The sequence below is a fragment of the Segeticoccus rhizosphaerae genome, assembly GCF_005222685.1.
Lineage (GTDB): Bacteria > Actinomycetota > Actinomycetes > Actinomycetales > Dermatophilaceae > Segeticoccus > Segeticoccus rhizosphaerae.
In genome coordinates, this window is the sequence record NZ_SWMA01000017.1 from 58,155 (window position 1) to 82,940 (window position 24,786).

The following is a 24,786-nucleotide window of genomic DNA, read 5'->3' on the forward strand; positions in this document are numbered from 1 at the left end:
CGCCACCTCGAGGGGGGTTTCACCTGTCACGATGGGCGCATGAAATCGTTCGCCATCAAGGTCCTGGTCAACGCAGTCGCCCTCTGGGTCGCTGCGCTCGTGATCAAGGGCATCGAGTTCGATTACCACGACAGCTCGCTGACCAGCAAGATCGGCACCATCCTCGTGGTCGCCGTGATCTTCGGTCTGATCAACGCGGTCATCAAGCCCGTGGTGAAGTTCTTCGCCTTCCCCTTCATCATCCTCACCCTGGGGCTGCTCACGCTGGTCATCAACGCGGCCATGCTCGAGCTGACGTCATGGGTAGCGGGTGGGCTCAGGCTGGCGTTCCACGTCGACGAGTTCTTCTGGGACGCGGTGCTCGGCGGCATCATCATCACGTTCGTGAGCATGATCTTGCACCTCATCCTGCCGGACGGTAACGATGTCCACCGCTGACTGCGCGGGCGGGCGCCCGGAGCCCTCGGCCGTGACCGTCCCGACCGCCGACGGATCGATGCCGGCGCACCTCTGGCGGCCGGCTCCCGGCACCGCCTCCGGCGCGGGTGTCCTCGTCTTCCAGGAGATCTTCGGCGTCACCGACTACATCCGTTCGCGGTGCGCCGACCTGGCCGCGCTCGGCCACACCGTGCTCGCGCCGGAGATCTACTGGCGTCTCGACGACACCGACGTGGACGAGTCGCACCCGGACTTCCTGCAGCACGCCATGGCGATCGTCGGTCGGCTCGACTGGGACCTCGCCGTGTCCGACGGACAGGCAGCGTTTGCCCACCTGCGCGGTCTCCCCGGAGTTGACCGGGTCGGCCTGCTCGGCTTCTGCTTCGGCGGCGGCCTGGCGTGGAGCGTCGCGGCCAGGGAGGACGCCGACGCACTGGTCAGCTACTACGGTTCGGCGATCCCCCAGTTGCTGCACCTCGCGCCGGAGATCCAGACCCCGAGCCTGCACCACTTCGGGCTGGCCGACACCTTCATCGACCAGGAGACGGTGGAGCGGATCCGGGACGCCGTGGCCGGGCCGACCACCCGGTTCGAGACCTACGAGGGCGCCGGGCACGCCTTCGACAATCCGCACCCGGTGTTCCACCACGCGCAGGCCTCCGAGGCCGCCTGGCAGGTGACGATCGACTTCCTGGCCGCGCACTTGGCTGGCGGCTGAGCCACACAGAGCGACACGGCCCAGCCCCTCCCGTCCCCTCCCAGGGCGTCCTGCGGTCTGGCGACCCCGACAACCACACCGCAGGACCTCCCCCAAGACGTCCTGCGCCCCGGCGGCCCCGGCGGCCCCGACAACCACACCGCAGGACCTCCCCAAGACACCCTCTGGTCAACGCGGGGCGGAGCGTGCCTCTAGCCGCCCTCGGGCTGCAGCGTGCCGCCGATACCGTCCTCGAGGTACAGCGTGTCGCGGGCACCCGTCCCCGCCTGTGCCTCGGCCGCGGCCGCATCGAGGCTGCGCAGGAAGCGCATCACGTAGGGCGCCACGTGTGCCTCCGCGTCGTCGAGGGTGCACCAGTGGAGGGCCTGGATCTCGCGACGCTCCAAAGTGACGGTCTCCTGCAGTCGCGCCGGCGTGACGCCGACCAGTTCGAGGTCGAACACGAAGAGCACGGCGTCGGACCAGGCGCGGTAGGGCGGCAGCCAGTTGACCGCGGCGAGCCGGGTCGGGCGGACGTCGACCCGCAGTTCCTCGGCGATCTCACGGACGAGCGCGAGTGCGGGTGACTCGAGGGGGTCCACCACTCCGCCCGGCAGGTCCCACTCCCGCTTGTAGGTCAGCTCGCACAGCAGGACCCGGCCCTGCCCGTCGCGCAGGATTCCTTGCGCGATCACGCGTTTGGTCGGCAGCGCGGCGTTGAGGATGCCGAGAAACCCGTCCCGGCTCTGCGGCTCCGGATCGGTCGCGAGGCGCCCGAGCAGGACGTAGTCGTGCCGCTCGCCCCGTGTCGCGGCCGCACCGCGAAGGACCCCCTCGCGGCGCAGCCCGGCTCGTCCTGCGGTGCGCAGGGACGGCAGGTTGTCGGGCTCTACCTCGGCGAAGACACGTGCCAGACCAAGGGATTCGAATGCGTAGCCGATGAGCAGGCGCACCGACCGTGACGCGACGCCGAATCCCCGGTGCCGCGGAAACACCGCCCACGAGAGCCGTCCGGTATTCCCCTCCAGCCGACGCACCTCGACGGCGCCGGCCACCTCGCCGCGGTGCTCGACCAGGAAGCTGACGATCCGTCGATCGTCGGCGTAGGAGGCGTGCCAGCGCTCGATCGCCTGGCGCTGCGTCTCGGCCGACGGCACGATCCCGTCGAACCCGAACCAGTAGGCGATCTCCTCGTCATGCTGCAACCGAGCCTGCTCGACGTCGTTGAACGTCCACGGCCGGATCGTCACGTCACCGTCGCGCAGTGTCGGCTGCGGCGGCGGCGAGGTGCCTGGTGCGGAGGGTTCGGCCACGTCCGCACTCTAGGCGAGCGAACGGCTCGCCACCCCGGGCGGTAGCGGCAACCGCGGGGCTGGCCCTCAGGGGCGCCTCAGCCACTGAAGTGGCCGGCTCGAGCTCAGCGGCCGTGCTCCATCCGGCGGACGAGCTCGGGGTGGTGGCGGGCGGCCACGTCGGGGTGGGCGCGCATGCGGCTCTTGAGGGCGTTGGCGCCATACGTGTCGTGGATCGGGTTGTCGGCGTCGACGGTGACCCCGCGAGACTCCCGGGCGAGCTCCTGGGGCAGGGTGAGGCGCGGGATCCGCGCAGACAGGGCGGGGTTGAAGAAGAACGGGATCGAGATGCGGTCGGTGTCCGGCTGCGGGGTGATGACGCGGTGCACGGTCGCCTTGAGGTAGCCGTCGGTGGCGACCTCGAGCAGCTCGCCGATGTTGACGATGAGGGCGCCGTCGACGGGGGGCGCGTCGATCCACTCACCGTCCCGCTCCACCTGGAGGCCGGCCTTGCCCGGCTCCACGAACAGCAGCGTCAGGACGCCGGAGTCCTTGTGCTCGCCGACGCCCTGATCGCTCTCGCCGGCAGGGCGGCCGGGGTAGCGAACCACCTTGGTCAGTGTGGAGGGACGATCGGCGAAGGCCGGGTCGAAGACGTGCCGGTCCTGCCCGAGCGACTCGGCCCACTCCCGCAGCAGCTGCAGGGCCACGCCACCGAGGGTCTCGTTCCACCGGGTGAGCACCTTCTCGAGCTCCGGCAGTGCCGGCGGCCACTGGTTCGGCCCCTCGAGGATGTCCCAGTCGGCCTCCCCGGGCTCCCGGGCCGGGCGCTCGGGGCCGACGTCGACCTGCTCACGCCAGTCCTGACGCCCCTTGGTCCGCTCGCCTCCGAGACGGGTGTAGCCGCGGAAGTGGGGGCTGCGCACGTTCTCGATGGCGAGCTTGTCGGCTTCCGGCAGGGCAAAGAACCTCCGTGCCACGTCGAGCAGCTCGTGGCGCAGCGCAGGGTCGATGCCGTGGCCCACCAGGTAGAAGAAGCCGTAGTCGTGGGTCGCCCGCCGCAGGTCCTCGCGGAACTGCGGGGCGGTTGCCCGGTCGGCGGCCAGACTCAGGTCGAGCACCGGCAGGGAGGACATGAGGGATATAGGCGACCCGGCTGCGCGCGCCCCCGAGTCCGTCGGGTGAACTGTGACGTGCATAAGCCGACGTTAGAAGATCGGAAACTCCCGCGCATACGAGGTCACATCATGAGACCGTCCCGGCGAAGGAGGCGGTTGCCAGAAGCGGACGTCCTGCAGACGGGTCGCTCAGGCAACCAGAACGCAGGACGTCCCGGCTTGGGGGGCGACCGGGGCGGGTCAGATGTGGCGGCGGGAGGTGATCACCCGGAACCGGTTGGCGACGAAGGCGGCGTCGGTGTAGGCCGCGTTGGCCGCCGGGTTGGCGCCGGTGCCGTGGTAGTCGCTGAACGCCGCGGTCTGGTTGACGAAGACGCCGGCGGTGAGGTTCTCCGACAGCGCCACCCCGGCATCGGCGGCCGCCTCACGCGCATCCTCCAGGACCGGCTCCGAGGTGGAGTAGACCGACGCCGTCATGGCTCCGTGCTCGCGGATCGTGTCCCGCATCCGCTCGAGCGACTGCCCGGTCGAGTCGGTCGAGATGAGGAACGAGACCGGCCCGAAGCACTCCTGCGTGTATGCCGTGTCGTTGGCCACGTCGACCGACACCAGTCCGGGGGTTCGCACCACGGCATCCGGGTAGGTCGGGTGGCTGACGGCGCGGGTGTCGAGCACCACATCGCCACCGAGCCGCTGGGCCAGCCCGGGCAGGTCCGTGGCGCGCGCCCGCACGTCGTCGTTGACCGTGGCGCCCAGCACCTCGACGGCCTTGGCGTCGTCGGCGTTGAACGCGGTCAGGGCCTCCCCGAGGTGGTGGCCGAACTCCTCGAACGTCAGGCGGCCCTCGTCGGTGTCGACGCCGTCCCGCGGGAGGTAGACGTTCTGCGGCGCCGTGCACATCTGCCCCGAGTAGAGGGACAGCGAGAAGGCCAGGTTGCCGAGGAGGCCCCGCAGGTTGTCGGTCGAGTCGACCACGATCGTGTTGACCCCCGCCTTCTCGGTGTAGACGAGCTTGCCGAGCGCGGCGCCCTCCCGCTCGAGCCACCCGCCGAACCCGGGCCCACCGGTGTAGTCGACGATCGCGACCTCGGGCCGCTCCACCAGGTCCTTGGCGAGGCCCTCGCCGTCGTCCTCGGCGGCCAGCTGCACCAGCGCCCGGTCGAATCCGGCCTGGGCCAGCACGTCGCGGGCGACCTCCACGGTGATCGCGAGCGGCAGCACCGCCCGCGGGTGCGGCTTGACGACCACCGGGTTGCCGGTCGCGAGCGAGGCGAAGATGCCGGGGTAGGCGTTCCACGTCGGGAACGTGTTGCAGCCGATGACCAGCGCCACCCCGCGCGGCACGATCCGGTAGTCCTTCTGCATCCGCAGCGGGCCCTTCTTGCCAGGCTTCTCCCACACGACCGACTCCGGCACCCGCTCCTGCTCGACGAGCGCCGCGACCACCGCCTCCAGGGCGCGGTCCTGCGCGTTGGGACCGGCGGCCTGGAAGCTCATCACGAACGGCTGCCCGGAGGTGTGCATCACGGCGTTGGCGATCTCGAACGACCGCTGGTTGATCGCGTCGATGATCTCGACGCACACCGCCGCCCGCGTGAGCGCGCCGGCGTCACGCCATACCGGCATGGCTGCCTGGGCGGCGGCCATCGCGGCGGGCACGTCGAGGTGCGGGTAGCCGACCCGCAGCTCTGGCCCGTAGGGCGAGACCTCGCTGCCGACGGTGCGCCCGTCACCGGGCTGGTCCGCCAGCGCCGTGAAACCCTCCGTGAGCCGCCCCTCGAAGGCGGTCTTGCCCTCGCTGGCCGCGGTCTCGCCGTAGACCCGCGGGGAGGGCGACTCGGGGTAGCGCGAGTAGTAGGTGCGCCCGGCGAGTGCGGCCTTCGCCTCCTCCAACGTCTCGCGGTGCTTCCCGATCAGGGGGTGAACGGTGGCGGTGGTCGTCACAGGAATCCTCACGCGTCATGGATTGGCAGGTGTCCGTCGTCCGAACTCGTCTTACCGAAACTCTACGCGTCTGCGAACATGTGTCACATGGCTCCCTCAGACGAACCAGAACTCGAGCACATCGCCGTCGTCGGCACCGGCGCGATGGGCACGGGAATCGCCCAGGTGGCGGCGCAGGGCGGCCACCCGGTCCACCTCGTCGACACGATGCCCGGCGCGGCCGAGGCGGCCCGCGACCGCCTGGCCACGACGCTGAACCGGCTGGCGAACAAGGGCAAGATCACCCTCGCCGAGGCGGACACCACGATCGCCAACCTCAACGTGGCCGACGACCTCGCCTCGCTGCCACCGTGCCTGCTGGTCATCGAGGCGATCCGGGAGGATCTCGGCGACAAGTGCCAGCTGTTCGGCGAGCTGGCCGACCACCAGCCGCGCACCACCATCCTCGCGAGCAACACCTCCAGCCTGGACATCACCGAGATCGCGAGCGCCATCCCCGATCCCGAGCGCGTCATCGGCCTGCACTTCTTCAACCCGCCCCCGCTGATGCGCCTCGTGGAGATCATCCGCGGCGACCAGCACGACGACGAGGCGAGCAGCGCGCCACTGCGCACCGCCGACGCCCTGATGCGCGAGTGGGGCAAGACACCGGTCCACTGCACCTCGACGCCCGGCTTCATCGTCAACCGGGTCGCGCGCCCCTTCTACGGCGAGGCGCAGCGGATGGTGGCCAACGGGGTCGCCGACGCGGCGACGATCGACCTCGCCCTGCGCGAGTACGCCGGCTTCCGCATGGGGCCGCTGGAGCTGACCGACCTGATCGGGCAGGACGTCAACCTCGCGGTCGGCACGTCCGTCTGGGAGCAGACCGGGCGCGACCCGCGCTATGCCCCCACCGACTTCCAGCGCGAGCTCGTCGCCGAGGGTCGCCTCGGTCGCAAGAGTGGGCGGGGCATCTTCACGTATGACGAGTCGGGCCGAGCGCTCGATGCGTCACCCGACGCGGCGCGCGCCCAGGAGCTCGTGGGTGGGCCGGTGGACACCGACCCCGTGGCCCGGACCCTGGCCATGCTCGTGAACGAGGCCGTCGACCTCGTGGCCCGGGGCGAAGCCACTGCCGACGACGTCGATACCGCGATGAAGCTCGGGACCAACTACCCCAAGGGGCCGCTCGAGTGGGGGCGGGAGATCGGCTACGACGTGGTGGCGGCGCAGCTGGCCGAGCTGGACCGGGTCTTCCCCGGCGGCCGCTACCGCGCCAGCGCGGCGCTGACGGAGGCGACGACAGCGTGAGAGTCGCTGCCAAGCAGGGATCCGAGGGTCGAGGAACGCACCCGGACGGCGTGGACGGCACGGACGCCACGGACGCCACGGACGCCACGGACGGAAGCCTGGCGTGACCTCGACCGCGGACCTCGCGCACGTCCACGCGATGTGGCAGGACGACCTCGCCTCGAGGTCGTTGGGCATGGAGGCCCTGGAGGTCGACCACGACGGGTCGCTCGGCCGCTCGAGGGTGCGGATGCCGGTGACCGAGACCATGGTCAACGGGCACCGGATCATGCACGGCGGGCTGATCTTCACCCTGTGCGACTCGGCGTTCGCGCTGGCCTGCAACGCGGGCGGCCGTCTGACCGTGGCCTCCGGCTGCGACATCACTTTCGTCACCTCGGCGCGGCTCGGCGACGTCCTCGTGGCCGACGCCCGCGAGCGGACGACATACGGGCGCAGTGGCATCACCGACGTCACGGTGACCCGAGAAGCCGATGGCGCGGTGATCGCGGAGTTCCGCGGCCGGTCGCGCAACCTGTCGCCCCGGACGTGACGCCATCGCCCCGACCGCACAGCAAGGAGTCCCCGGCATGAGCAACCTGCCCGTCATCGAGCCCCGGCCAGACCTCTACGACGAAGCCGAGCGCTGGTCGCTCGATGAGATGCGGGCGCACCAGCTCGAGCGGCTCCAGTGGTCGGTGCGGCAGGCCTACGAGCACGTGCCGCACTACCGGGCTGCGTTCGAAGAGAAGGGGATCCATCCGGACGACGTCAAGGCACTCGAGGACGTGCGGATCCTTCCGTTCACGACCAAGGCCGATCTGCGGGCCAACTACCCGTTCGGGATGTTCGCCGTCCCGCGGGAGCAGGTCAACCGGGTGCACGCCTCCAGCGGCACGACGGGCAAACCCACCGTGGTCGGCTACACCGCGGAGGACATCCGCACCTGGTCCTCGGTGATGGCGCGGTCGCTGCGCGCATCGGGAGTCGTGCCCGGCGACGGGGTGCACGTGTCCTACGGCTACGGCCTGTTCACCGGTGGGCTGGGCGCCCACTACGGCGCGGAAGCCCTGGGGTGCATGGTGATCCCGATGTCGGGCGGCCAGACGGAGAAGCAGATCCAGCTGATCACCGACTTCCGGCCGCGCGCGATCATGGTCACCCCTTCCTACTTCCTGTCGTTGCTCGACGAGATGGAGCGGGTGGGCCTCGACCCTCGCGAGTCGTCGCTCGAGATCGGCGTGTTCGGCGCCGAGCCGTGGACGCAGGCGATGCGCGAGGAGATCGAGCAGCGAGCGGGCATGCACGCCACCGACATCTACGGCCTGTCCGAGGTGATGGGTCCGGGTGTCGCCCAGGAGTGCGTCGAGACCAAGGACGGGCTGCACGTCTGGGAGGACCACTTCTACCCCGAGATCGTCAACCCGCTGACCGACGAGCAGGTGGAGGAGGGGCAGGTCGGCGAGCTGGTCTTCACCTCGCTGACCAAGCAGGCGATGCCGGTGCTGCGCTACCGCACCCGTGACCTGACCAAGCTGATGCCCGGCACCGCGCGCCCTGCCTTCCGGCGGATGGAGAAGGTGACCGGGCGCACCGACGACCTGATGATCGTGCGCGGTGTCAACGTCTTCCCGACCCAGATCGAGGAGATCGTGCTCGAGGAAGAGGGGCTCACGCCCTACTTCCAGTGCGTGCTGACGCGCCCGGGCCGGATGGACGAGCTCACCGTCAACGTCGAGGCGGAGCCGAGCGTCGCGCCGGAGACCCGGGCCGAGATCGCGCGGCGGCTCCAGCACGACATCAAGTCCCGGATCGGCACGACCGCGAAGGTGAACGTGGTCGAGCCCGGCGGGGTCGAGCGGTCAGTCGGCAAGGCGCGCCGCATCGTCGACCAGCGCGGCTGACCCCCCGTCCCGACTTCGGGGGGTCACATCTGGTCGGGGGCCTGGACGCCGAGCAGGTCGAGACCCTGCACCAGCACCCGGAGCGTGGCCGCCGAGAGCGCCAGGCGCGAGGCACGCACCACCGGGTCCTCCGCCCCCAGCACCGGGCAGTGCTCGTAGAACGCCATGAACGACTGCGCCAGCTCGAACAGGTAGGTGCACAGCCGGTGCGGCTCCAGCGCGTCGCCGACCTGCGCCACCACCCGCCCGAAGCCCAACAGCCGCAGCGCCAGTGTGTGCTCGGCCTCGTGCCGTATGACGACCGGTCCCGTCGCCGACGCCGGCTCGGCCCCCGCCTTACGGAAGATGGAGCGGACTCGCGCCGCGGCATACTGCAGATAGGGCCCCGTGTTGCCCTGCAGGGCCAGCATCCGGTCGAAGTCGAAGACGTACTCGCTGTCGTGGGCGACGGACAGGTCGGCATACTTCACCGCGCCGATCCCCACCTGGTGGGCGATCTGGGCGCGGGTGTCGCCGTCGAGGTCGGAGCGCGCCTGGTCCACCACCGCCGTGGCCCGCTCCACGGCCTCGTCCAGCAGCGCACGCAGCCGGATCGGCGCGCCACTGCGGGTCTTGAGGATCTTGCCGTCGCTGCCGAGGACGTTGCCGATCTGCACGTGCACGGGCTCGACGGTGTCGGGCAGCCACCCGGCCTTGCGTGCCGTGGCGTAGACCATTTGCAAGTGCAGGTGCTGCGGCGCACCGATGACATAGAGGATCCGGTCTGCGTGCAGCTCCCTCACCCGATGCCGGATCGTGGCGAGATCGGTGGTGCCGTAACCGTATCCGCCGTCGCTCTTGCGGATGATCAGCGGCACCGGCTTGCCCTCGCGGCCGGTGTAACCCTCGAGGAAGACGCAGAGCGCCCCCTCGTCGACCACGGCGATTCCCCTGCGCTCGAGGTCATCGCAGATCCCGGCCAGCTCGTCGTTGTAGGTCGACTCCCCCGCGAGGTCGTCGTCGGTGAGGGTCACGTCGAGCTGCTCGTAGATCGAGTTGAAGTAGGCCGTCGAGAGGGCGATCAGCTCGCGCCAGAGCCGCCGGGTGTCGGGATCGCCGGCCTGCAACGCGACGACCCGGGCCCGCGACCGCGTCGCGAAGTCCGCCGAGCCGTCGAACTTGGCGCGAGCGGCTTGGTAGAACGCGTTGGGGTCCGAGCGCAGCAACCCGGCCTCCTTCGAGCCCTCCCCCACCTCGAGCAGGTGCTCGATGAGCATGCCGAACGGGGTGCCCCAGTCGCCGATGTGGTTCTGCCGGATGACGTCGTGCCCCAGGTGCTCGAGGGTCCGGGCCAGCGCGTCGCCGACGACCGTCGTGCGCAGGTGCCCGACGTGCATCTCCTTGGCCACGTTGGGCGCCGAGTAGTCGATCGGGATGACCTGGCGCTCCTCGCGGGCCACGCCGAGCCGGTCGTCGGCGAGCAGCCCCTCGACCTGCCCACCCAGCCACTCGTCGCGCAGCGTCAGGTTGAGGAAGCCGGGCCCGCTGACTTCGACACTCGCGCACACGTCATCGAGCTGCAGCTGCGCGAGCAGGGCTGCCGCCACCTCGCGGGGAGGCCGGCCGAGCCGTTTGGCGAGGGCGAGCGCCGCGTTGACCTGGTAGTCGGCGAACTGCGACGGGCGGATCGCCGGATCCGCGTCCGCGAGCTCGGCGCCGAAGGCAGCGCCCAGCCCGGCCCGGACACGTTCGGCGAGGAGGTGCGAAGGGTCGGCCACCGCCTCACGGTATCGATCCGCTCACTGGTGCTGGGAGAGGGCGTCAGATCTGACGCCCTCTCCCAGCAACAAGCGGGTATGGCGGGTGGTCAGCGGCCCGCGTCGTGGCGCCACCGCCCGGTGGAACCCCAGAAGGTCGGGTCCCACCGCACCGAGCCGATGCGGGTGTCCTCGCCGTGGCCGGGGTGCACGACCGTGTCGGTGGGCAGCGTGAACAGGCTCTTGCGGATCGAGGACTGCAGCGAGTCGTAGTCGGAGTCGGCGTGGTCGACGCCGCCGGGCCGGCCGGGTCCGAGGGTGTCGCCGGTGAAGACGACGCCGAGGTCGGGGGCATACCAGCACACGCCGCCGGGTGTGTGCCCCGGCGTGTGCAGTGCGCGCAGGCGAACCCCACCCATCACCAGGGACATGCCGTCGACGACGTTGACGTCGGGCCGCCGGGAGGGATACTGCACGACCCAGAGCGGGAAGTCGTCCTGGTGCAGGAAGATCAACCCGCCGGTGGCCTCGGCCAGCCCGACGGCGGCGCTGATGTGGGCGTCGTGGGCGTGGGTGACCAGGATCGCCTTGACCGGCGTGGCACCGGCCAGCTCCAGCAGCGCCGAGACGTCGCCCGCGGGGTCGATGACGGCGCACTCCCGTTCGTCACCACAGCACCAGACGTTGGTGTCGTGGGCACAGGTGTCACCGTCGACCCCGATCCGCCCGGGGACGACGAGCCGTTCGACCCGCGAGGTCACGCGCCCGGTCCAGCACACGTCATACAGTCACCCTATGCGCGTTCTCGTCTCAGGAGGGGCCGGATACATCGGCTCCCACACCGTCATCCAGCTCATCGCCGCCGGGCACGACGTCCTCATCGTGGACAACTTCGCCAACGCCAAGCCGACCGTGGTGAACCGGCTCGAGGCGATCACCGGCCGGCACCTGCCGGTCCAGGCCTTCGACCTGCGCGACGTCGACAAGACCGAGCACCTCTTCGCCCACGAGCAGCTCGACGCGGTGATCCACTTCGCCGGCTTCAAGGCGGTGGGAGAGAGCGTCGAGAAGCCGCTGGAGTACTACGAGAACAACCTCGGCACGACCTTCTCCCTCGTCCGGGCGATGCGCCGCCACGGGGTGGCCAAGCTGGTCTTCAGCTCGTCGGCCACCGTCTACGGCACCGACCAGGAGTCGGCGACCGAGGACCGGCCGACGTCGGCGACCAACCCCTACGGCTGGACCAAGGTGATGCAGGAGCAGATCCTGCGCGACGTCGCCGTCGCCGACCCCACGATGCGGATCGCGCTGCTGCGCTACTTCAACCCCGTCGGCGCGCACGAGTCGGGCACCATCGGCGAGGACCCGACCGGCATCCCGAACAACCTGATGCCCTTCATCGCCCAGGTGGCGGTCGGGCGGCGCGAGAAGCTGCGGGTGTTCGGCGACGACTACGACACCCCCGACGGCACCGGCGTGCGCGACTACATCCACGTCGAGGACCTCGCCGCGGGGCACGTCGCCGCGCTCGCGAGGCTGGCGCGGACCGACGACCCGATCAGCACCTGGAACCTCGGCACCGGTACCGGCACCTCGGTGCTCGAGCTGCTGCACGCCTTCGAGCGGGCGGTCGGGCGGGAGCTTCCCTATGAGGTGGTCGAGCGGCGCGCCGGCGACATCGCCACGTCGTATGCCGATCCGTCCCGGGCGCAGGCCGAGCTCGGCTGGGTTGCCAAGAAGTCCATCGACGACATGTGCGCCGACCAGTGGCGCTGGCAGTCGCAGAACCCCGAGGGATACCCCGACGCCTGACGCCACCGTGGCGCGAGCGCCTCAGGCCTGGGCGAGCTCGCGGTCGCCTGCCGAGCTGCCCTCGACACCGGATTCCTCGCCGGTCTCCCGTCGCCGCCGGGAGCGGATGACGAGCCGCCAGACGAGGATGATCACGCACGAGTAGAAGGCACCGACCAGCAGGTCGATGACGTAGTGCTCGCCGCAGTAGACCAGCACCGTCCCCATCGCGAGGGGATACAGCGCGAGCAGGACCCGGCGCCACCACGGGGCACCGATCATGAAGAACAGCGCCACCATCGTCGCGAAGCCCATGTGCAGCGACGGCATCGCCGCGACAGGGTTGAACAGGGCCTGGCCGTCGTGCAGCATCCGCTCCGCGACGCCCAGCCCGAGCCGGTTCCACCCGATCCCGGTGATCCGGTGCACCGGCTCCGAGATGACCCCGTCCTGGTAGGCCATCCACGGCGGCGCCATCGGGTAGACCATGTAGGTCGCGATGCCGACCACCGCGAGGGGCACGATCACCGCGACCCACTGGCGGAAGCGACGACGGTTGGTGATCCACAGGATCATCGCGATCAGCGGGGTCGCGATGAAGTGGGTGATGTAGACGAGGATGGCGGCCGCGTCATACCAGTGCGACTGGCCGGCGACATAGAAGTGCTGCTGCATCCAGGCGTTCGGCAGCACCCCGCCGAACAGCCAGGTGTCGAAGGTGACCGGCGCCTGGATGTGCAGCGGGAAACCGACCGCGTTGTGCGACCCCTCGACCATGACTCCCCCGGCGTAGTGGCCGAGCGCACCGTAGGAGTAGTCGTAGGCGAACATCACCAGCGTGAAGGGCATCCAGTCGAGGATCATCCACAGCCAGGCCCGCCACCCCTTGCCGAGCACGGCGATGGTGAGCCCGATGAAGATCCACAACGTGATGGCGCCGCGGTCGAGCGGAATGCCCTCGGTGCTGACGAAGTAGACGATCGCCGCGACGTAGAGCACCGCGAGAACCCATCTCGTGACACGCCAGAACTGGCGGCGGTCCCCCGTCGCCGGCTCCGACCTGCGGTCCTCCCGGGCTGCCTGCAGCACCCCTGAACGATAGGTCACCTCGCCGGGCGCCGCGCCACGGACACGGAGATCGCGCCGGGGAGGGACGACAGGGGTATGCCGCGTCGCCGCCTACCTACGGGTAACCGGATCCGCCGTGCCGAGACGCGGAGGATAAGGCAACCTTGGAGAGTGAGCTCGTTCCTGGACGACCTGGCGCGCCAGGCCCTCGACCGCGAATCCCGTGGCATGACGCGTCGTCTCGTGGTCCAGACCCACGACCAGCAGCTGGACCTCGCCGGCAACGACTACCTCGGTCTGCGTCAGCACCCGCACGTCCAGTCCGGCGCGATCGCGGCGGTCGAGGACTTCGGGACCGGCTCGGGTGCGCCGCGGTTGATCACCGGGACGCTGCCGATCCACGCCGAGCTCGAAGAGGCCCTCGCGGACCACCTCGACGTGGAACAGGCCCTCGTCTTCTCGACCGGCTACCTGGCCAACCTCGGCGCGATCTGCGCGCTCGCCGAAGCCGACACCACGATCATCTCGGACGCGCACAACCACGCCTCGCTGATCGACGGGGCCAGGCTGGCGCGCGCCGAGGTGGCGGTCTTCCCGCACGGCGACCTCGACGCGGTCGAACGGCTGCTGCGGCAGCGCACCACTCCCCGCGCGATGGTGGTGGTCGAGTCGGTCTCCAGCATCCTGGGTGACGCGGCACCGCTGACCGAGCTGGTCGAGCTCACCGACCACCATGACGCGACCCTGCTCGTCGACGAGGCCCACGCCGTGGGCGTCCGCGGACCGCGCGGCGGGGGCCTGCTACGGCAGCTGGGGCTGGCTGGCCTCGACCACGTCGTGGTGACCGCGAGCCTGTCGAAGGCGCTGGCGGCGCAGGGCGGGGTCGTCCTCGGGCACCGGATGCTGTGCGAGCACCTGGTCAACACCGCGCGGCCGTTCCTGTTCGACACGGGGCTGGCCCCCGCGAGCGCCGGCGCGGCGCTCGCCGCCCTCGACGTCATCGAGGACGAGCCGCAGCTGGGGGAGCGGGCCATGGCCCACACCGCCCGCCTGGCCGAGGCCTGTGGTCTCGAGACACCGGCCGGGCCGTTGATGTCGGTCCTGTTGCCCGGCTCCCGCGAGGCCCTGGTGGCCGCCGATATCTGTGCCGCGCACGGCGTGCGCGTCGGCTGCCTGCGACCGCCGTCCACCCCGGACGGCACCTCGCGGCTGCGGATCACCGCGCACGCCAACCACACCGAGATCGATGTCGCGCACGCCGCCAAGGTGCTCTCGGAGATCACCCAGCCCCGGTGACCCGGTTGCGCTGGAGTTCAATGAGCGCATGACGACCCACTCGCCATACCGGATCTCCTTCGTCTGCACCGGAAACATCTGCCGGTCGCCGATGGGCGCCGTGATCCTGCGCCGGCTGCTGGAGGACGAGGGGCTGCAGGGGCAGGTCGAGGTGGACTCGGCCGGCACCGGCGACTGGCACGTGGGCAACGAGGCCGACGAGCGGACCCTGCGGGCCCTGACCCAGCACGGCTACGACGGGGCCACCCACCGGGCGCAGCAGCTGGACCAGGCCTGGGTCGCCGACCACGACCTCGTCCTCGCCGCGGACCGCTCCCACCTGGAGCAGCTGAGGGACAGCGCGCCCGACCTGGCGGAGCGGGTGCGGCTGCTGCGGGAGTTCGACCCGGAGGCGGTCGCCGCGGGCCAGCTCGAGGTCGACGACCCCTACTTCGGCGACGCGGCCGGCTTCGACCGCTGCCTGGCGGAGGTCGAGCGGGCCTGCCGCGGTCTCGTCGAGCACGTGCGGGAGCGGTTCGCCGCGGGGTGACCGGGCCAGGTCACCGGGAGCAGGCGTTCGGCTGCTGGCGGCCTCTGGGAGGATGAGGACCATGGCTCGTCTCGCTGACGCATCACCCCCGATCGCCCTGGGCGCCCTCGACGGCCGCTACCGCGCCGCGGTGGCGCCGCTGGTCGATCACCTCTCGGAGGCGGCGCTCAACCGCGAACGGGTGCGGGTCGAGGTCGAGTGGTTGATCCACCTGACCGACCACGCGGTCGTGCCCGGCGTGCCGGCGCTCACGCCGGACCAGCAGTCGAGGCTCCGTGCCGTGGTCGACGACTTCGGGCCCGACGAGATCGCCGAGCTGGCGCAGATCGAGCGGGAGACCGTCCACGACGTCAAGGCGGTCGAGTACTTCCTCAAGCGCCGACTGGCGAGCATCCTCGGCGAGGAGGCACACGGCATACCGGAGCTCGTGCACTTCGGCTGCACCAGCGAGGACATCAACAACCTGTCCTACGCGCTGATGGTGCGCGGCGCGGTCACCGCGGTCTGGCTCCCCCGTGCGACCGCACTGGCCGACACGGTCGGCGAGCTCGCCCGCGATCTGCGTGACGTGCCGCTGCTCGCGCACACGCACGGGCAGCCGGCGACACCGACGACCATGGGCAAAGAGCTGGCAGTGCTCGCGTTTCGACTCGACCGACAGCTGCGCCGGGTGCGGGGCGCGGACTACCTCGGCAAGCTGAACGGCGCGACCGGCACGTATGGCGCGCACGTCGCCGCGGTGCCGGACGCGGACTGGCCCGCGATCTCACGCGAGTTCGTCGAGGGCCTGGGCCTGACGTGGAACCCGCTCACCACCCAGATCGAGAGCCACGACTGGCAGGCCGAGCTGTATGCCGACGTGGCGCGGTTCGGTCGGGTGCTGCACAACCTGTGCACCGATGTCTGGACCTACATCTCGATGGGCTACTTCGCCCAGGTGCGGGGTCACGGCACGGTCGGTTCGTCGACGATGCCGCACAAGGTCAACCCGATCCGCTTCGAGAACGCCGAGGCCAACCTCGAGGTATCGGCAGCCCTCCTCGATGTGCTCGCGTCGACCCTGGTGCAGTCGCGGCTGCAGCGCGACCTCACCGACTCCTCGATGCAACGCAACATCGGCACGGCGTTCGGCCACTCGCTGCTCGCGATCGACAACGTCGCCCGCGGCCTGGCCGGGCTCGATGCGGTGCCGGAGGCGATGGCGGCCGACCTCGAGGCCAACTGGGAGGTGCTGGGCGAGCCGATCCAGTCCGCGATGCGCGCGCTCGGGGCCCAGGGGGTCGCCGGGATGGAGAACCCCTACGAGCGGCTCAAGGAGCTCACCCGCGGGCGACGGATCAACGGCGAGCTGCTGCGCGAGTTCGTGCGCGGGCTCGGGCTGCCGGCCGACGTGGAGAAACGCTTCCTGGAGCTGACGCCGCAGACGTATGTCGGGTTGGCACCTCGCCTGGTCGACTTCCTCGCGCCGCGTGGCGCCTCCGAGTGACCCGGGACACCGTGAGCCGCACTGCTAACCTCCGCGACATGATCGTGCACGAGGCGACGTACAGCCCGAGCAACGTCGTCTCGGTCATCCACCGGACCCGGCTGCGGGCCATCCTCAAGGAGCTCAAGGCCCTGCCGCTGCCGCAGACCGGGCGCTACGCCGACTTCGGGTGCTCGAACGGCTACATCCTCGACCTGGTCCGCTCGAGCGTCCTCTCGCCGCAGTGGCGCTGCGTCGGCTACGACCGCAATCGCCGGCTGCTCGAGCTCGCCCGGGCGCGCCGGCTGGACAACACGCGGTTCGCAGCCCTCAACCTCAACAAGGGCCGGATCCCGCCGGTGCCACCCTTCACGCTCTGCACGAGCTTCGAGACCCTGGAGCACACCGGCAACTTCCGCGCCGCGATCACCACCATCGTCGAGTCCTGTGCTCCGGAGGGGTGGATCCTGGTCAGCATCCCCGTCGAGAAGCGGCTGCCCGGGTTGCTCAAGCTGCTGAGCCGGCCGCTGGTGCGTCGGCGCCCCTACGGCGACTTCTTCGGGGGGCGCAGCCGCTGGGAGTACGTCCGCGACGTCGCGCTGGGCCGCGACATCGAGCGCCACCGCGCGCCGGTCCAGGACGGGTGGGGCCCCCACCTCGGGTTTGACTGCGACCGGTTCGAGGAGTTCCTCCAGGTGGAGCTGATCGAGACCGGTCGCTGCACGCTGCTGCGGGCGGTCCGCACGTTCGGCGGCTTCAACCGGCTCTACCTGCTGCGCCGCCCCGCCGATCTCGCTGCTCGTTGAGGTCCGACTCCCCTCGCATTCGGCCGGGAATACCCCATAGGGGTATGCTGGTTGGCAGTGGTGAGACCACGCCGGACGCCCGCGGACTCCGACGCACCGACCGACCCGCTCAGACCCACAGGAGGCAGCAGTGACCGGATACTCCGGCAGCAAGGACGACTACCTCAAGCGGCTGCGGCGGATCGAGGGCCAGGTCCGTGGCATCCACAAGATGGTCGAAGAAGACACCTACTGTATCGACGTGCTCACCCAGGTCAGCGCGGTCACCAAGGCGCTGCAGGCGGTCAGCCTCGGCCTGCTCGAGGACCACGTCGGTCACTGCGTCGTCGACGCGGCCCGCGAGTCCGACGAGTCCGCCCAGGTCAAGGTGCGAGAGGCCTCGGACGCCATCGCGCGCCTGGTCCGCAGCTGAGCCGACCCCGGACTTCCCGCGCAACCGGACCACCCGACATACCGGAGGAATCATGAACAGCACCACCGTCACCGTCTCGGGCATGACCTGCGAGCACTGCGTGCGCGCGGTGACCGAGGAGCTCACGGCACTCGACGACGTCACCGAGGTGACGATCGACCTGCACGCCGGCGGCGACTCACCGGTCACGATCACCAGCTCCGCGCCCCTCGACCCCAGCGCCGTGCGCGCGGCCGTCGAGGAAGCCGGATACACCGCCACCGCCTGAGGACACCGATGGGCACCACCGCCAGCCAGACCGCCAACCACCCCGCCACGGAGCACGAGCTCGACCTGGCCATCACGGGAATGACGTGCGCGTCCTGCTCGGCCCGGATCGAGCGCAAGCTGAGCAAGCTCGCCGGGGTCGAGGCCAGCGTCAACCTCGCCACCGAGAAGGCACACGTGCGGTATGCCGACCCGTTGACCGCGGAGGACCTCGTCGCCGAGGTGGGCAAGACCGGCTACGGCGCGACGGTCATCGGTCCGCGGCCTGAGGACGGCGCGCGGTCGGGGGCCCAGGAAGGCCGTGCCGCCAGTCAGCAGGTTCGGCCACCGCGGACCTCCGATGCCGACCCCGCCGGCCAGCTCCCGCAGCGCCCTGTCGCCGGCGACGAGAGCCTGCGCCGGCGCGCGCTCGTCTCCCTCGCGCTGGCGGTGCCCGTGGTGCTGGTCGCCATGGTCATGCCGCTCGGCCGCGCCCTCGGCCCTGCCGCTCCGTGGATCGAGCTGGTGCTCGCGACACCGATCGTGCTCTGGGCCGCCCTGCCCTTCCACCGCGCGGCCGCGATCAACGCGCGGCACCTGGCCTCCACGATGGACACGCTCGTCTCGCTGGGTGTCACCGCGGCCTACCTCTGGTCCTTCGTGGCCGTGCTCACCGGATTCACCGACCACCTCTACTTCGAGGTCGCGGCAGTCGTCACCACCTTCCTGCTCGGTGGCCGGTATGCCGAGTCGCGCGCCCGCGCGTCGGGTAAGTCCGCGCTGGAGTCCCTGCTCCAGCTGGGCGCCAAGGACGTCGCGGTGCGCAGGATCGACCCGCGCACCCGCGTCACCACCGAGCAGCGGATCCCCATCGACCAGCTGCAGGTCGGCGACCAGTTCTTCGTGCGGCCTGGCGAGAAGGTCGCCACCGACGGCGTTGTCCTGGACGGACAGAGCGCGCTCGACACCGCGCTGGTCACCGGCGAGTCCATGCCGGTCGACGTCGGTCCCGGCGATGAGGTCATCGGCGGCACCGTCAACTCCCACGGGCGGCTGATCGTCGAGGCGCGCCGCATCGGCGCCGACACCACGCTCGCGCAGGTCACCCGCCTCGTCGAGCAGGCCCAGCAGGGCAAGGCGCCCGTGCAACGGCTGGCCGACCGGGTGTCGGCGGTCTTCGTCCCCGTCGTCCTCGGCATCGCCGTCGTCACCTTCGTGCTGTGGCTCGTCACCGGTCACGACCTCAGTGCCGCGCTGTCGGCCGCCGTGGCGGTCCTGATCATCGCCTGCCCGTGTGCCCTCGGCCTGGCCACGCCGACCGCTCTGCTGGTCGGCACCGGCCGCGGCGCCCAGCTGGGCGTCCTGATCAAGGGTCCGCAGGTGCTCGAGAGCACCCGCCGTGTCGACACCGTCGTGCTGGACAAGACGGGCACGGTCACCAGCGGCGAGCCGGTGCTGGTCGACGTGGTGGCGGCCGGCAACCTCGATCCGGTCGCCGCACTTCGGGCGGCTGCCGCCGTCGAGTCCGGCAGCGAGCACCCGATCGCCCGGGCGGTCGTCGACGCGGCCACGGCTCGTGAGCTGTCGGTGCCCGCGATCAGCGACTTCACCAACCTCCCCGGCTCAGGCGCCCGCGCCACCGTGAAGGACACCCCGGTGACGGTGGGCAAGCTCGACCTCTTCGACCGCGTGCCGGGGGAGCTGCAGACCGCCTCGGGCCGTCGCGCGGGCACCACGGTCTACGTCGGCTGGGAGGGCAGCGCGCGTGCGGCCCTGACCGTCGCCGACCAGGTGCGGCCGACCTCCGCAGCGGCGGTGCGGTCGCTGCGCGAACTGGGCCTCACGGCATACCTGCTGACCGGCGACCACGAGCAGGCGGCGCGGGCCGTGGCCAAGGAGGTGGGCATCGACCCGACTCGCGTGATCAGCGACGTGCGCCCGGATGACAAGCACCGCGTGGTGGTCGAGCTCCAGCAGCAGGGCCGCGTCGTGGCGATGGTGGGCGACGGGGTCAACGACGCAGCTGCGCTCGCCCAGGCAGACCTGGGACTTGCGATGGGGTCGGGCACCGACGTGGCGATGGAGTCGGCCGACATCGTGCTGATGCGGCCCGACCTCGGCGCGGTCGTCGACGCCCTGGGGCTGTCCCGACGGACACTGCGGATCATCCAGCAGAACCTCGCCTGGGCCTTCGGCTACAACGTGGCGGCGATCCCGTTGGCCGCCTTCGGCCTGCTCAACCCGATGATCGCCGGTGGAGCGATGGCCCTGTCGAGCGTGCTCGTGGTGACGAACAGCCTGCGGCTGAAGGGTTTTGCTCGGCGCTGACCACTCTGGCCGCAGCTGCTCCGCGGCAGTGCCCTCAGAGGGTGACGTCGCCCTGGGTGGTGCGGAAGCTGACCGACAGCAGTCCGGGGGTGCCGTGCGGTGCGACGAAGCTGAAGTCGATGCCGGGCTCCCAGTAGTTCTCCCGGAGCGGAAGACCGAGCCACTCCCGGACCCGGTTCGGGTCACCGGCGATCTGGAAGCCGGACAGTGCCACCCCGCCGCTCGAACCGAGCAGCGATGGGTGCACGTCCTTGGTGATCCACTGGATGTAGAAGGGCAGCTGCGGGTCGGCCATCAGGCCCTTGACGCCCAGCTGGCGCCACGTCAGCTCGACCCCGTCGGGACGGTGCCGGTTGCCGGGGACCGCCTCACGGCCCAGGCGCTGCTCGGGTTCGGTCATGTCGTCGACCGCGACGACCCAGGCCATCCAACCGCCACCGGCCTCGGATCGGGCCCGCACGGCCTGGCCGAACGGCGCCTTGTCGGAGGCGGGGTGGTCGAGGACCTCGACGACCTCGAGGAAACGGCCCTCCTCGAGCGGCAGGATGACGTTGCGCGTCCCGAAGCGTGGGTGGATCCCACCGTCACAGGGCTCGATGCCCAGCGCCGAGGCGAGACGTTTGGCCGTGGGGACCAGACCGTCGGACTCGGCGGCGTAGGAGACATGATCGACGCGCATGCGACTCATCGTGGCACAGCAGACGATCTGCGCCCGAGCCGGGTCAGGCCCGGGCCCTGCGCTGTCGAACCGCCTCGTAGACCACGACCGCCGCCGACGTCGCGACATTGAGCGAGTTGGCCTTTCCGACCATCGGGATGCGGACCTTGTGGGCGGCCGCGGCGAGGACTTCGGCCGTGAGGCCGTGCTTCTCGGCGCCCACCGCGATGGCGACCGGGCCCGTGTAGTCCACCTTGGTGTAGTCGAGGTCGGAGTCCGGCGTCGTGGCCACCAGGGCGATGCCGTGCGACTCGAGCCAGGCCAAGGTGGCGGCCGTCGTGTCGGTGGCGACCGGCACCGAGAAGACCGTGCCCTTGCTGGCGCGGACCAGGTTGGGGTTGCCCCAGTCGGTGATCGGGTCGGCGGCGATGACCGCGTCCGCGCCCGCCGCGTCGGCCGTGCGCAGCATCGCGCCGAGGTTGCCGGGCTTCTCGACCCCCTGGCACAGCAGAGCCAGGGCCGTCGGTCCGGCGTCGAGTTCGCGGCAGGTCCGTGCGACGGAGTCCACCACCGCGAGGAACCCGTCGGGACCCTCGCGGTAGGCGACCTTCTCGAACGCCGCCCGACCCAGCTGCAACGTCTCTGCGCCGAGCGCCGCCACCCGGTCCACGAGCCCTCGCTGCCCCGCCGGGTCGGCCATCAGCTCCGGACACCAATAGAGTGAGCGTGGCACCAGACCGGCGTCGAGGGCGAGAGTCAGCTCCTCGAAGCCCTCGAGCAACGTGTGACCGGCTTGTTCGCGGGCACGCCTGCGGCGGAGGGCGACGAGGGCCTTCAACCGTGCGTTGGCCGGCGAAGTGATGATGAGCTCGGTCATGACAAGGACAAGCATGCCCGATCCGGGGCACTGGTGAAGAAGGGGATCACATGACGCAACAGGGGATGCCGCACGGACAGCCGTCGATGACGCGGTTCGTGGTGCGCCAGAAGGTCACCATGATGGTGAACCGCTACATGATCCACGCGCTGGACGACGCAGGGATCGAGGGGCCGATGGTCGCAGTCGCCCAGCAGAAGCGGATGGCCTTCAAGGAGCAGGTCACCTTCTACAGCGACGAGGCGCGGACGACGCCGGTCTTCGGGTTCAAGGCGCGCACGCGGATGGACTTCGCTGCGACGTATGACGTCACGGATGCCCAGGGGCAGCCGATCGGCTGGTTCAAGAAGCAGTTCGGCAAGTCGCTGCTGCGCTCGACGTGGACCCTCGCCGTCCCTCAGGCCGGCCTCGAGGCGGTCGGCGCCGAGCGCAACCAGACCGTCGCCATCCTGCGTCGGTTCTGGGGACTGGCCCCCTACATCGGTGACATCCCTCTGCCGTGGCAGTTCCACTTCGACTTCTTCACCGGCGACGGGATCCGGGTGCTGTCCTCCAACCGCCGTCGAAAGGTCCGTGACCAGTACGAGGTGGAGCTGCCCGCCGCGCCCGACGGCACCCACCTCGACTGGCGGGTCGGGGCGGCGATGGCGGTGGCGCTGGACGCCCTCCAGTCACGCTGACCCGGGCGCGAGCGGTGCACAAAGGCAGGTGACCGGCCCGCCGCCCTGTGACACGATCGCCGCCATGGACGCCGCCGTCTTCGTCACCTGGCTGGTCAGCGCCCTGCTGATGATCGCTCTCTTCGGGGTGGTGATCCGGCGCCTGCTCGGCGTGCGCATCGGCACGGCGCGCACCCTGCTCGCTGCCTTCCTCGCGCTCTGGATCACCCCCTACACGCTGAAGGCGATGATCCCCCACTCGTCGCTGAACAACCCCAGCGGTGGCGAGTTCGGGCTCTACCTCGGGCTCTCCGTCGGGGTCGCCACCGTCTCGGCCATGCTCGTGCTCGTCGTGGCGGAGATCCTCGTGCCAACCGGGTCCGTGCCCGGCCCCCTGGAGCTCTTCCGCTCCTGGCGCGGCCGGGTGGCCCGAGCCAGGCGCTACTCCGGCATCCTGCGGATCGCCGTGCGGCACGGACTCGGTCGCTTCCTCCGGGGCAGCGCCCACAGCGGGCTGCACACCTCGACCAGTCGGCAGGGACTGGCACAAAACCTGCGCGAGGCGCTCGACGAGGGCGGGGTCACCTTCGTCAAGCTCGGGCAGCTGCTGTCCACGCGGCGGGACCTGCTGCCCGCCGAGTTCGTCAGTGAGCTCACGTCGCTGCAGGACCAGGCGACACCCGTGTCCTGGACTGACGTCTCGGCGGCGCTGGACGGGGCGCTCGGCCGCCCCGTCGACGAGGTGTTCACGTCGATCGACGAGCAACCTCTCGCCGCCGCCTCCATCGGCCAGGTCCACGTGGCCCGGCTGGCCTCCGGTGAGTCCGTCGTGGTCAAGGTGCGACGACCGGGCATCGAGCAGGTCGTCGAGCGCGATCTCGACATCGTCGGCCAGCTCGCGGCGACGCTCGAGGCGCGCACCTCGTGGGGGCACTCCATCGGACTTCGTGCCCTGGCAGACGGCTTCGCCCGGGCCCTGCGCGAGGAGCTCGACTTCACCGTGGAGCGGGACAACATGCGCGCGGTCGCCGCGTCGCTGGGACCGGCGGACGGCATACGGGTGCGGGTGCCCACGCCCGTGACCGACCTGTGCACCGCACAGGTTCTGGTGATGGACCGCCTTCCCGGCACACCCTTGGGGTCAGCCGGCCCGCTGCTCGGACGGCTCGGGGACGACGTCCGGCAGCGGATCGCGGCCACGCTGCTGGACGCGGTGGTGGGGCAGATGCTGACCGTCGGGGTGTTCCACGCCGATCCGCACCCGGGCAACATCCTGGTCGACGACGACGGCGCCCTCGGGCTGCTCGACCTCGGCTCGGTGGGGCGTCTGGACGGGACCACCCGGGAGGCCTTCGGGCGGCTGCTGCTCGCGATGGACCGGATGAACTCGCTGGCCGCCACCGACGCCCTGCTGGAGCTGGTCGACCGGCCGGACGAGATCGACGAGCGGTCACTGGAGCGGGCGCTCGGACAGGTGCTCGTGCGCTATGCCTCGCCGGGCAGCACCGTGGGCGCCGCGGCGTTCACCGCGCTGTTCCGGCTGGTGACCGAGACCGGGTTGGCGGTGCCGTCGGACATCGCCGCCGTCTTCCGGTCGCTCGCGACGCTCGAGGGCACGCTCAGCTGGATCGCCCCTGGTTTCAACGTGGTCGACCACGCGCGGCAGATCGGCCGGGAGCGCTTCGGCACGTTGCTGCAGCCGCGTGCGGCCACGCAGTTGCTCGAGGACGAGCTCGCCTCGCTGCTACCCACCCTGCGACGGCTCCCCCGTCGCGTCGACCGGATCGGGGACGCCCTCGAGCACGGCCGCCTGAAGGTCAACGTCAGCCTGTTTGCCGACCGCCGCGACCGCGCCCTGGTGATCGACCTGCTGCACCGCGTCCTGCTCACCGTGCTCGGCGCGACGGCGGGCATCATGGCCGTGGTGCTGCTCGGCATCGAGGGCGGGCCGAGAGTGACGCCGACGCTCGGCTTGTTCGCGGTGTTCGGCTACGCCCTGCTGGTGTGCAGCATCGTGCTCGTGCTCCGGGTGCTCGGCCTGATCTTCCGCCGCGAGTAGCCCGCCCCCGCCCCACTCCCAGGAGGAATCTTCGTGAGGTTTCGGCCGGCGGATTCAAGCGGTGGGTGCAACACCGTGTGGATCTGACTGTTCCGACAGTAGTTGGTCGAGGGTTTCGGCGGGGGTGCGCCAGCCGAGGCGTTTGCGGGGCCGGTCGTTGAGCTCGGCGGCGACCATGTCCAGGTAGCCCG

23 protein-coding genes and 1 pseudogene are annotated in these 24,786 nt (G+C 70.7%); 15 read left to right on the forward strand and 9 right to left on the reverse strand.

The window, feature by feature from the left end; genetic code table 11:
* The first annotated feature begins 39 nt into the window (after positions 1–39).
* Together FCN22_RS12705 and FCN22_RS12710 are read left to right on the forward strand one after the other, a co-directional pair.
* Positions 40–438 carry a phage holin family protein gene (locus FCN22_RS12705; RefSeq protein ID WP_137121925.1) on the forward strand — a complete coding sequence of 133 codons (399 nt, stop codon included), beginning with the start codon at positions 40–42 and terminating at the stop codon, positions 436–438.
* Positions 439–469: 31 nt separating this feature from the next.
* Complete coding sequence (locus FCN22_RS12710; RefSeq protein ID WP_238384710.1) at positions 470–1,156, forward strand: dienelactone hydrolase family protein; 687 nt, start codon at positions 470–472, stop codon at positions 1,154–1,156.
* 191 nt (positions 1,157–1,347) lie between these two features.
* On the opposite strand, the gene FCN22_RS12715 is transcribed toward FCN22_RS12710, so the two are convergent.
* The 3 genes from FCN22_RS12715 to paaN form a co-directional block, all read right to left on the reverse strand.
* Entirely contained in the window at positions 1,348–2,448 is a 1,101-nt protein-coding gene (locus FCN22_RS12715) for an NUDIX hydrolase (protein WP_238384711.1), read from the reverse strand.
* A 104-nt stretch (positions 2,449–2,552) separates the two neighbouring features.
* Positions 2,553–3,563 carry an isopenicillin N synthase family dioxygenase gene (locus tag FCN22_RS12720; protein WP_137121927.1) on the reverse strand — a complete coding sequence of 337 codons (1,011 nt, stop codon included), beginning with the start codon at positions 3,561–3,563 and terminating at the stop codon, positions 2,553–2,555.
* A gap of 222 nt (positions 3,564–3,785) precedes the next feature.
* Positions 3,786–5,489 carry a phenylacetic acid degradation protein PaaN gene (paaN, locus tag FCN22_RS12725; RefSeq protein WP_137121928.1) on the reverse strand — a complete coding sequence of 568 codons (1,704 nt, stop codon included), beginning with the start codon at positions 5,487–5,489 and terminating at the stop codon, positions 3,786–3,788.
* An 87-nt stretch (positions 5,490–5,576) separates the two neighbouring features.
* On the opposite strand from paaN, the gene FCN22_RS12730 reads away from it, so the two are divergent.
* The 3 genes from FCN22_RS12730 to paaK all read left to right on the forward strand — a co-directional run bounded on the left by FCN22_RS12730 (position 5,577) and on the right by paaK (position 8,665).
* The gene (locus FCN22_RS12730; protein WP_238384712.1) at positions 5,577–6,782 is read left to right on the forward strand and encodes a 3-hydroxyacyl-CoA dehydrogenase NAD-binding domain-containing protein; all 1,206 of its coding nucleotides are present in this window, start codon (positions 5,577–5,579) and stop codon (positions 6,780–6,782) included.
* Positions 6,783–6,885: 103 nt separating this feature from the next.
* Entirely contained in the window at positions 6,886–7,314 is a 429-nt protein-coding gene (paaI, locus tag FCN22_RS12735; RefSeq protein ID WP_238384713.1) for a hydroxyphenylacetyl-CoA thioesterase PaaI, read from the forward strand.
* Positions 7,315–7,351: 37 nt separating this feature from the next.
* Positions 7,352–8,665 (forward strand): phenylacetate--CoA ligase PaaK, encoded by a 1,314-nt coding sequence (gene paaK / locus FCN22_RS12740; protein WP_137121930.1) that lies wholly within the window; start codon positions 7,352–7,354, stop codon positions 8,663–8,665.
* Positions 8,666–8,688: 23 nt separating this feature from the next.
* Here paaK and argS read toward each other — a convergent pair whose 3' ends face one another.
* Both argS and FCN22_RS12750 read right to left on the reverse strand, forming a co-directional pair.
* Complete coding sequence (gene argS / locus FCN22_RS12745) at positions 8,689–10,422, reverse strand: arginine--tRNA ligase (RefSeq protein ID WP_137121931.1); 1,734 nt, start codon at positions 10,420–10,422, stop codon at positions 8,689–8,691.
* Between the two features lie 89 nt (positions 10,423–10,511).
* Positions 10,512–11,162, reverse strand: a complete 651-nt coding sequence (locus tag FCN22_RS12750) for an MBL fold metallo-hydrolase (protein ID WP_137121932.1) — start codon at positions 11,160–11,162, stop codon at positions 10,512–10,514.
* Positions 11,163–11,196: 34 nt separating this feature from the next.
* Between FCN22_RS12750 and galE the strand changes: the two genes are divergently transcribed.
* Positions 11,197–12,213, forward strand: coding sequence for a UDP-glucose 4-epimerase GalE (gene galE / locus FCN22_RS12755; RefSeq protein ID WP_137121933.1), 1,017 nt, complete (start codon positions 11,197–11,199; stop codon positions 12,211–12,213).
* Positions 12,214–12,234: 21 nt separating this feature from the next.
* Here galE and FCN22_RS12760 read toward each other — a convergent pair whose 3' ends face one another.
* Entirely contained in the window at positions 12,235–13,281 is a 1,047-nt protein-coding gene (locus FCN22_RS12760) for a phosphatase PAP2 family protein (protein WP_137121934.1), read from the reverse strand.
* Between the two features lie 150 nt (positions 13,282–13,431).
* Here FCN22_RS12760 and FCN22_RS12765 point away from each other — a divergent pair, with 150 nt between their 5' ends.
* From FCN22_RS12765 to FCN22_RS12795, 7 genes are all read left to right on the forward strand, one after another.
* Positions 13,432–14,556: an 8-amino-7-oxononanoate synthase gene (locus FCN22_RS12765; protein WP_202911558.1), complete on the forward strand. Its 1,125-nt coding sequence runs from the start codon at positions 13,432–13,434 to the stop codon at positions 14,554–14,556.
* Between the two features lie 28 nt (positions 14,557–14,584).
* Positions 14,585–15,085, forward strand: coding sequence for a low molecular weight protein-tyrosine-phosphatase (locus tag FCN22_RS12770; RefSeq protein ID WP_137121936.1), 501 nt, complete (start codon positions 14,585–14,587; stop codon positions 15,083–15,085).
* Between the two features lie 61 nt (positions 15,086–15,146).
* Positions 15,147–16,571, forward strand: coding sequence for an adenylosuccinate lyase (purB, locus tag FCN22_RS12775; RefSeq protein WP_137121937.1), 1,425 nt, complete (start codon positions 15,147–15,149; stop codon positions 16,569–16,571).
* A 38-nt stretch (positions 16,572–16,609) separates the two neighbouring features.
* On the forward strand, positions 16,610–17,356 hold the full coding sequence (locus tag FCN22_RS12780; RefSeq protein ID WP_137121938.1) for a class I SAM-dependent methyltransferase: 747 nt from the start codon (positions 16,610–16,612) through the stop codon (positions 17,354–17,356).
* A gap of 130 nt (positions 17,357–17,486) precedes the next feature.
* Entirely contained in the window at positions 17,487–17,768 is a 282-nt protein-coding gene (locus FCN22_RS12785; RefSeq protein WP_137121939.1) for a metal-sensitive transcriptional regulator, read from the forward strand.
* A gap of 52 nt (positions 17,769–17,820) precedes the next feature.
* On the forward strand, positions 17,821–18,036 hold the full coding sequence (locus tag FCN22_RS12790) for a heavy-metal-associated domain-containing protein (protein WP_137121940.1): 216 nt from the start codon (positions 17,821–17,823) through the stop codon (positions 18,034–18,036).
* 8 nt (positions 18,037–18,044) lie between these two features.
* Entirely contained in the window at positions 18,045–20,342 is a 2,298-nt protein-coding gene (locus tag FCN22_RS12795; protein ID WP_137121941.1) for a heavy metal translocating P-type ATPase, read from the forward strand.
* Between the two features lie 34 nt (positions 20,343–20,376).
* On the opposite strand, the gene FCN22_RS12800 is transcribed toward FCN22_RS12795, so the two are convergent.
* Positions 20,377–21,021, reverse strand: a complete 645-nt coding sequence (locus FCN22_RS12800; protein WP_137121942.1) for a VOC family protein — start codon at positions 21,019–21,021, stop codon at positions 20,377–20,379.
* A 43-nt stretch (positions 21,022–21,064) separates the two neighbouring features.
* On the reverse strand, positions 21,065–21,877 hold the full coding sequence (locus FCN22_RS12805) for a TrmH family RNA methyltransferase (RefSeq protein ID WP_137121943.1): 813 nt from the start codon (positions 21,875–21,877) through the stop codon (positions 21,065–21,067).
* 50 nt (positions 21,878–21,927) lie between these two features.
* Between FCN22_RS12805 and FCN22_RS12810 the strand changes: the two genes are divergently transcribed.
* Both FCN22_RS12810 and FCN22_RS12815 read left to right on the forward strand, forming a co-directional pair.
* Positions 21,928–22,557: an LURP-one-related family protein gene (locus FCN22_RS12810; RefSeq protein WP_202911559.1), complete on the forward strand. Its 630-nt coding sequence runs from the start codon at positions 21,928–21,930 to the stop codon at positions 22,555–22,557.
* Between the two features lie 64 nt (positions 22,558–22,621).
* Complete coding sequence (locus tag FCN22_RS12815) at positions 22,622–24,595, forward strand: ABC1 kinase family protein (RefSeq protein WP_137121944.1); 1,974 nt, start codon at positions 22,622–22,624, stop codon at positions 24,593–24,595.
* Positions 24,596–24,649: 54 nt separating this feature from the next.
* On the opposite strand, the pseudogene FCN22_RS22960 reads toward FCN22_RS12815, so the two are convergent.
* A pseudogene (locus FCN22_RS22960) lies at positions 24,650–24,786 on the reverse strand (IS30 family transposase); the annotation flags it as partial.

Excerpts from the sequence above, each read along its gene's own strand:
- FCN22_RS12790 (WP_137121940.1), top strand. The coding sequence starts at position 17,821 with ATGAACAGCACCACCGTCACCGTCTCGGGCATGACCTGCGAGCACTGC.
- FCN22_RS12770 (WP_137121936.1), top strand. The coding sequence starts at position 14,585 with ATGACGACCCACTCGCCATACCGGATCTCCTTCGTCTGCACCGGAAAC.
- FCN22_RS12720 (WP_137121927.1), bottom strand. The coding sequence starts at position 3,563 with ATGTCCTCCCTGCCGGTGCTCGACCTGAGTCTGGCCGCCGACCGGGCA.
- FCN22_RS12815 (WP_137121944.1), top strand. The coding sequence starts at position 22,622 with ATGGACGCCGCCGTCTTCGTCACCTGGCTGGTCAGCGCCCTGCTGATG.
- FCN22_RS12705 (WP_137121925.1), top strand. The coding sequence starts at position 40 with ATGAAATCGTTCGCCATCAAGGTCCTGGTCAACGCAGTCGCCCTCTGG.
- FCN22_RS12730 (WP_238384712.1), top strand. The coding sequence starts at position 5,577 with ATGGCTCCCTCAGACGAACCAGAACTCGAGCACATCGCCGTCGTCGGC.
- purB (WP_137121937.1), top strand. The coding sequence starts at position 15,147 with ATGGCTCGTCTCGCTGACGCATCACCCCCGATCGCCCTGGGCGCCCTC.
- FCN22_RS12810 (WP_202911559.1), top strand. The coding sequence starts at position 21,928 with ATGACGCAACAGGGGATGCCGCACGGACAGCCGTCGATGACGCGGTTC.
- FCN22_RS12805 (WP_137121943.1), bottom strand. The coding sequence starts at position 21,877 with ATGACCGAGCTCATCATCACTTCGCCGGCCAACGCACGGTTGAAGGCC.
- FCN22_RS12800 (WP_137121942.1), bottom strand. The coding sequence starts at position 21,021 with ATGCGCGTCGATCATGTCTCCTACGCCGCCGAGTCCGACGGTCTGGTC.
- galE (WP_137121933.1), top strand. The coding sequence starts at position 11,197 with ATGCGCGTTCTCGTCTCAGGAGGGGCCGGATACATCGGCTCCCACACC.
- FCN22_RS12780 (WP_137121938.1), top strand. The coding sequence starts at position 16,610 with ATGATCGTGCACGAGGCGACGTACAGCCCGAGCAACGTCGTCTCGGTC.
- paaK (WP_137121930.1), top strand. The coding sequence starts at position 7,352 with ATGAGCAACCTGCCCGTCATCGAGCCCCGGCCAGACCTCTACGACGAA.
- FCN22_RS12795 (WP_137121941.1), top strand. The coding sequence starts at position 18,045 with ATGGGCACCACCGCCAGCCAGACCGCCAACCACCCCGCCACGGAGCAC.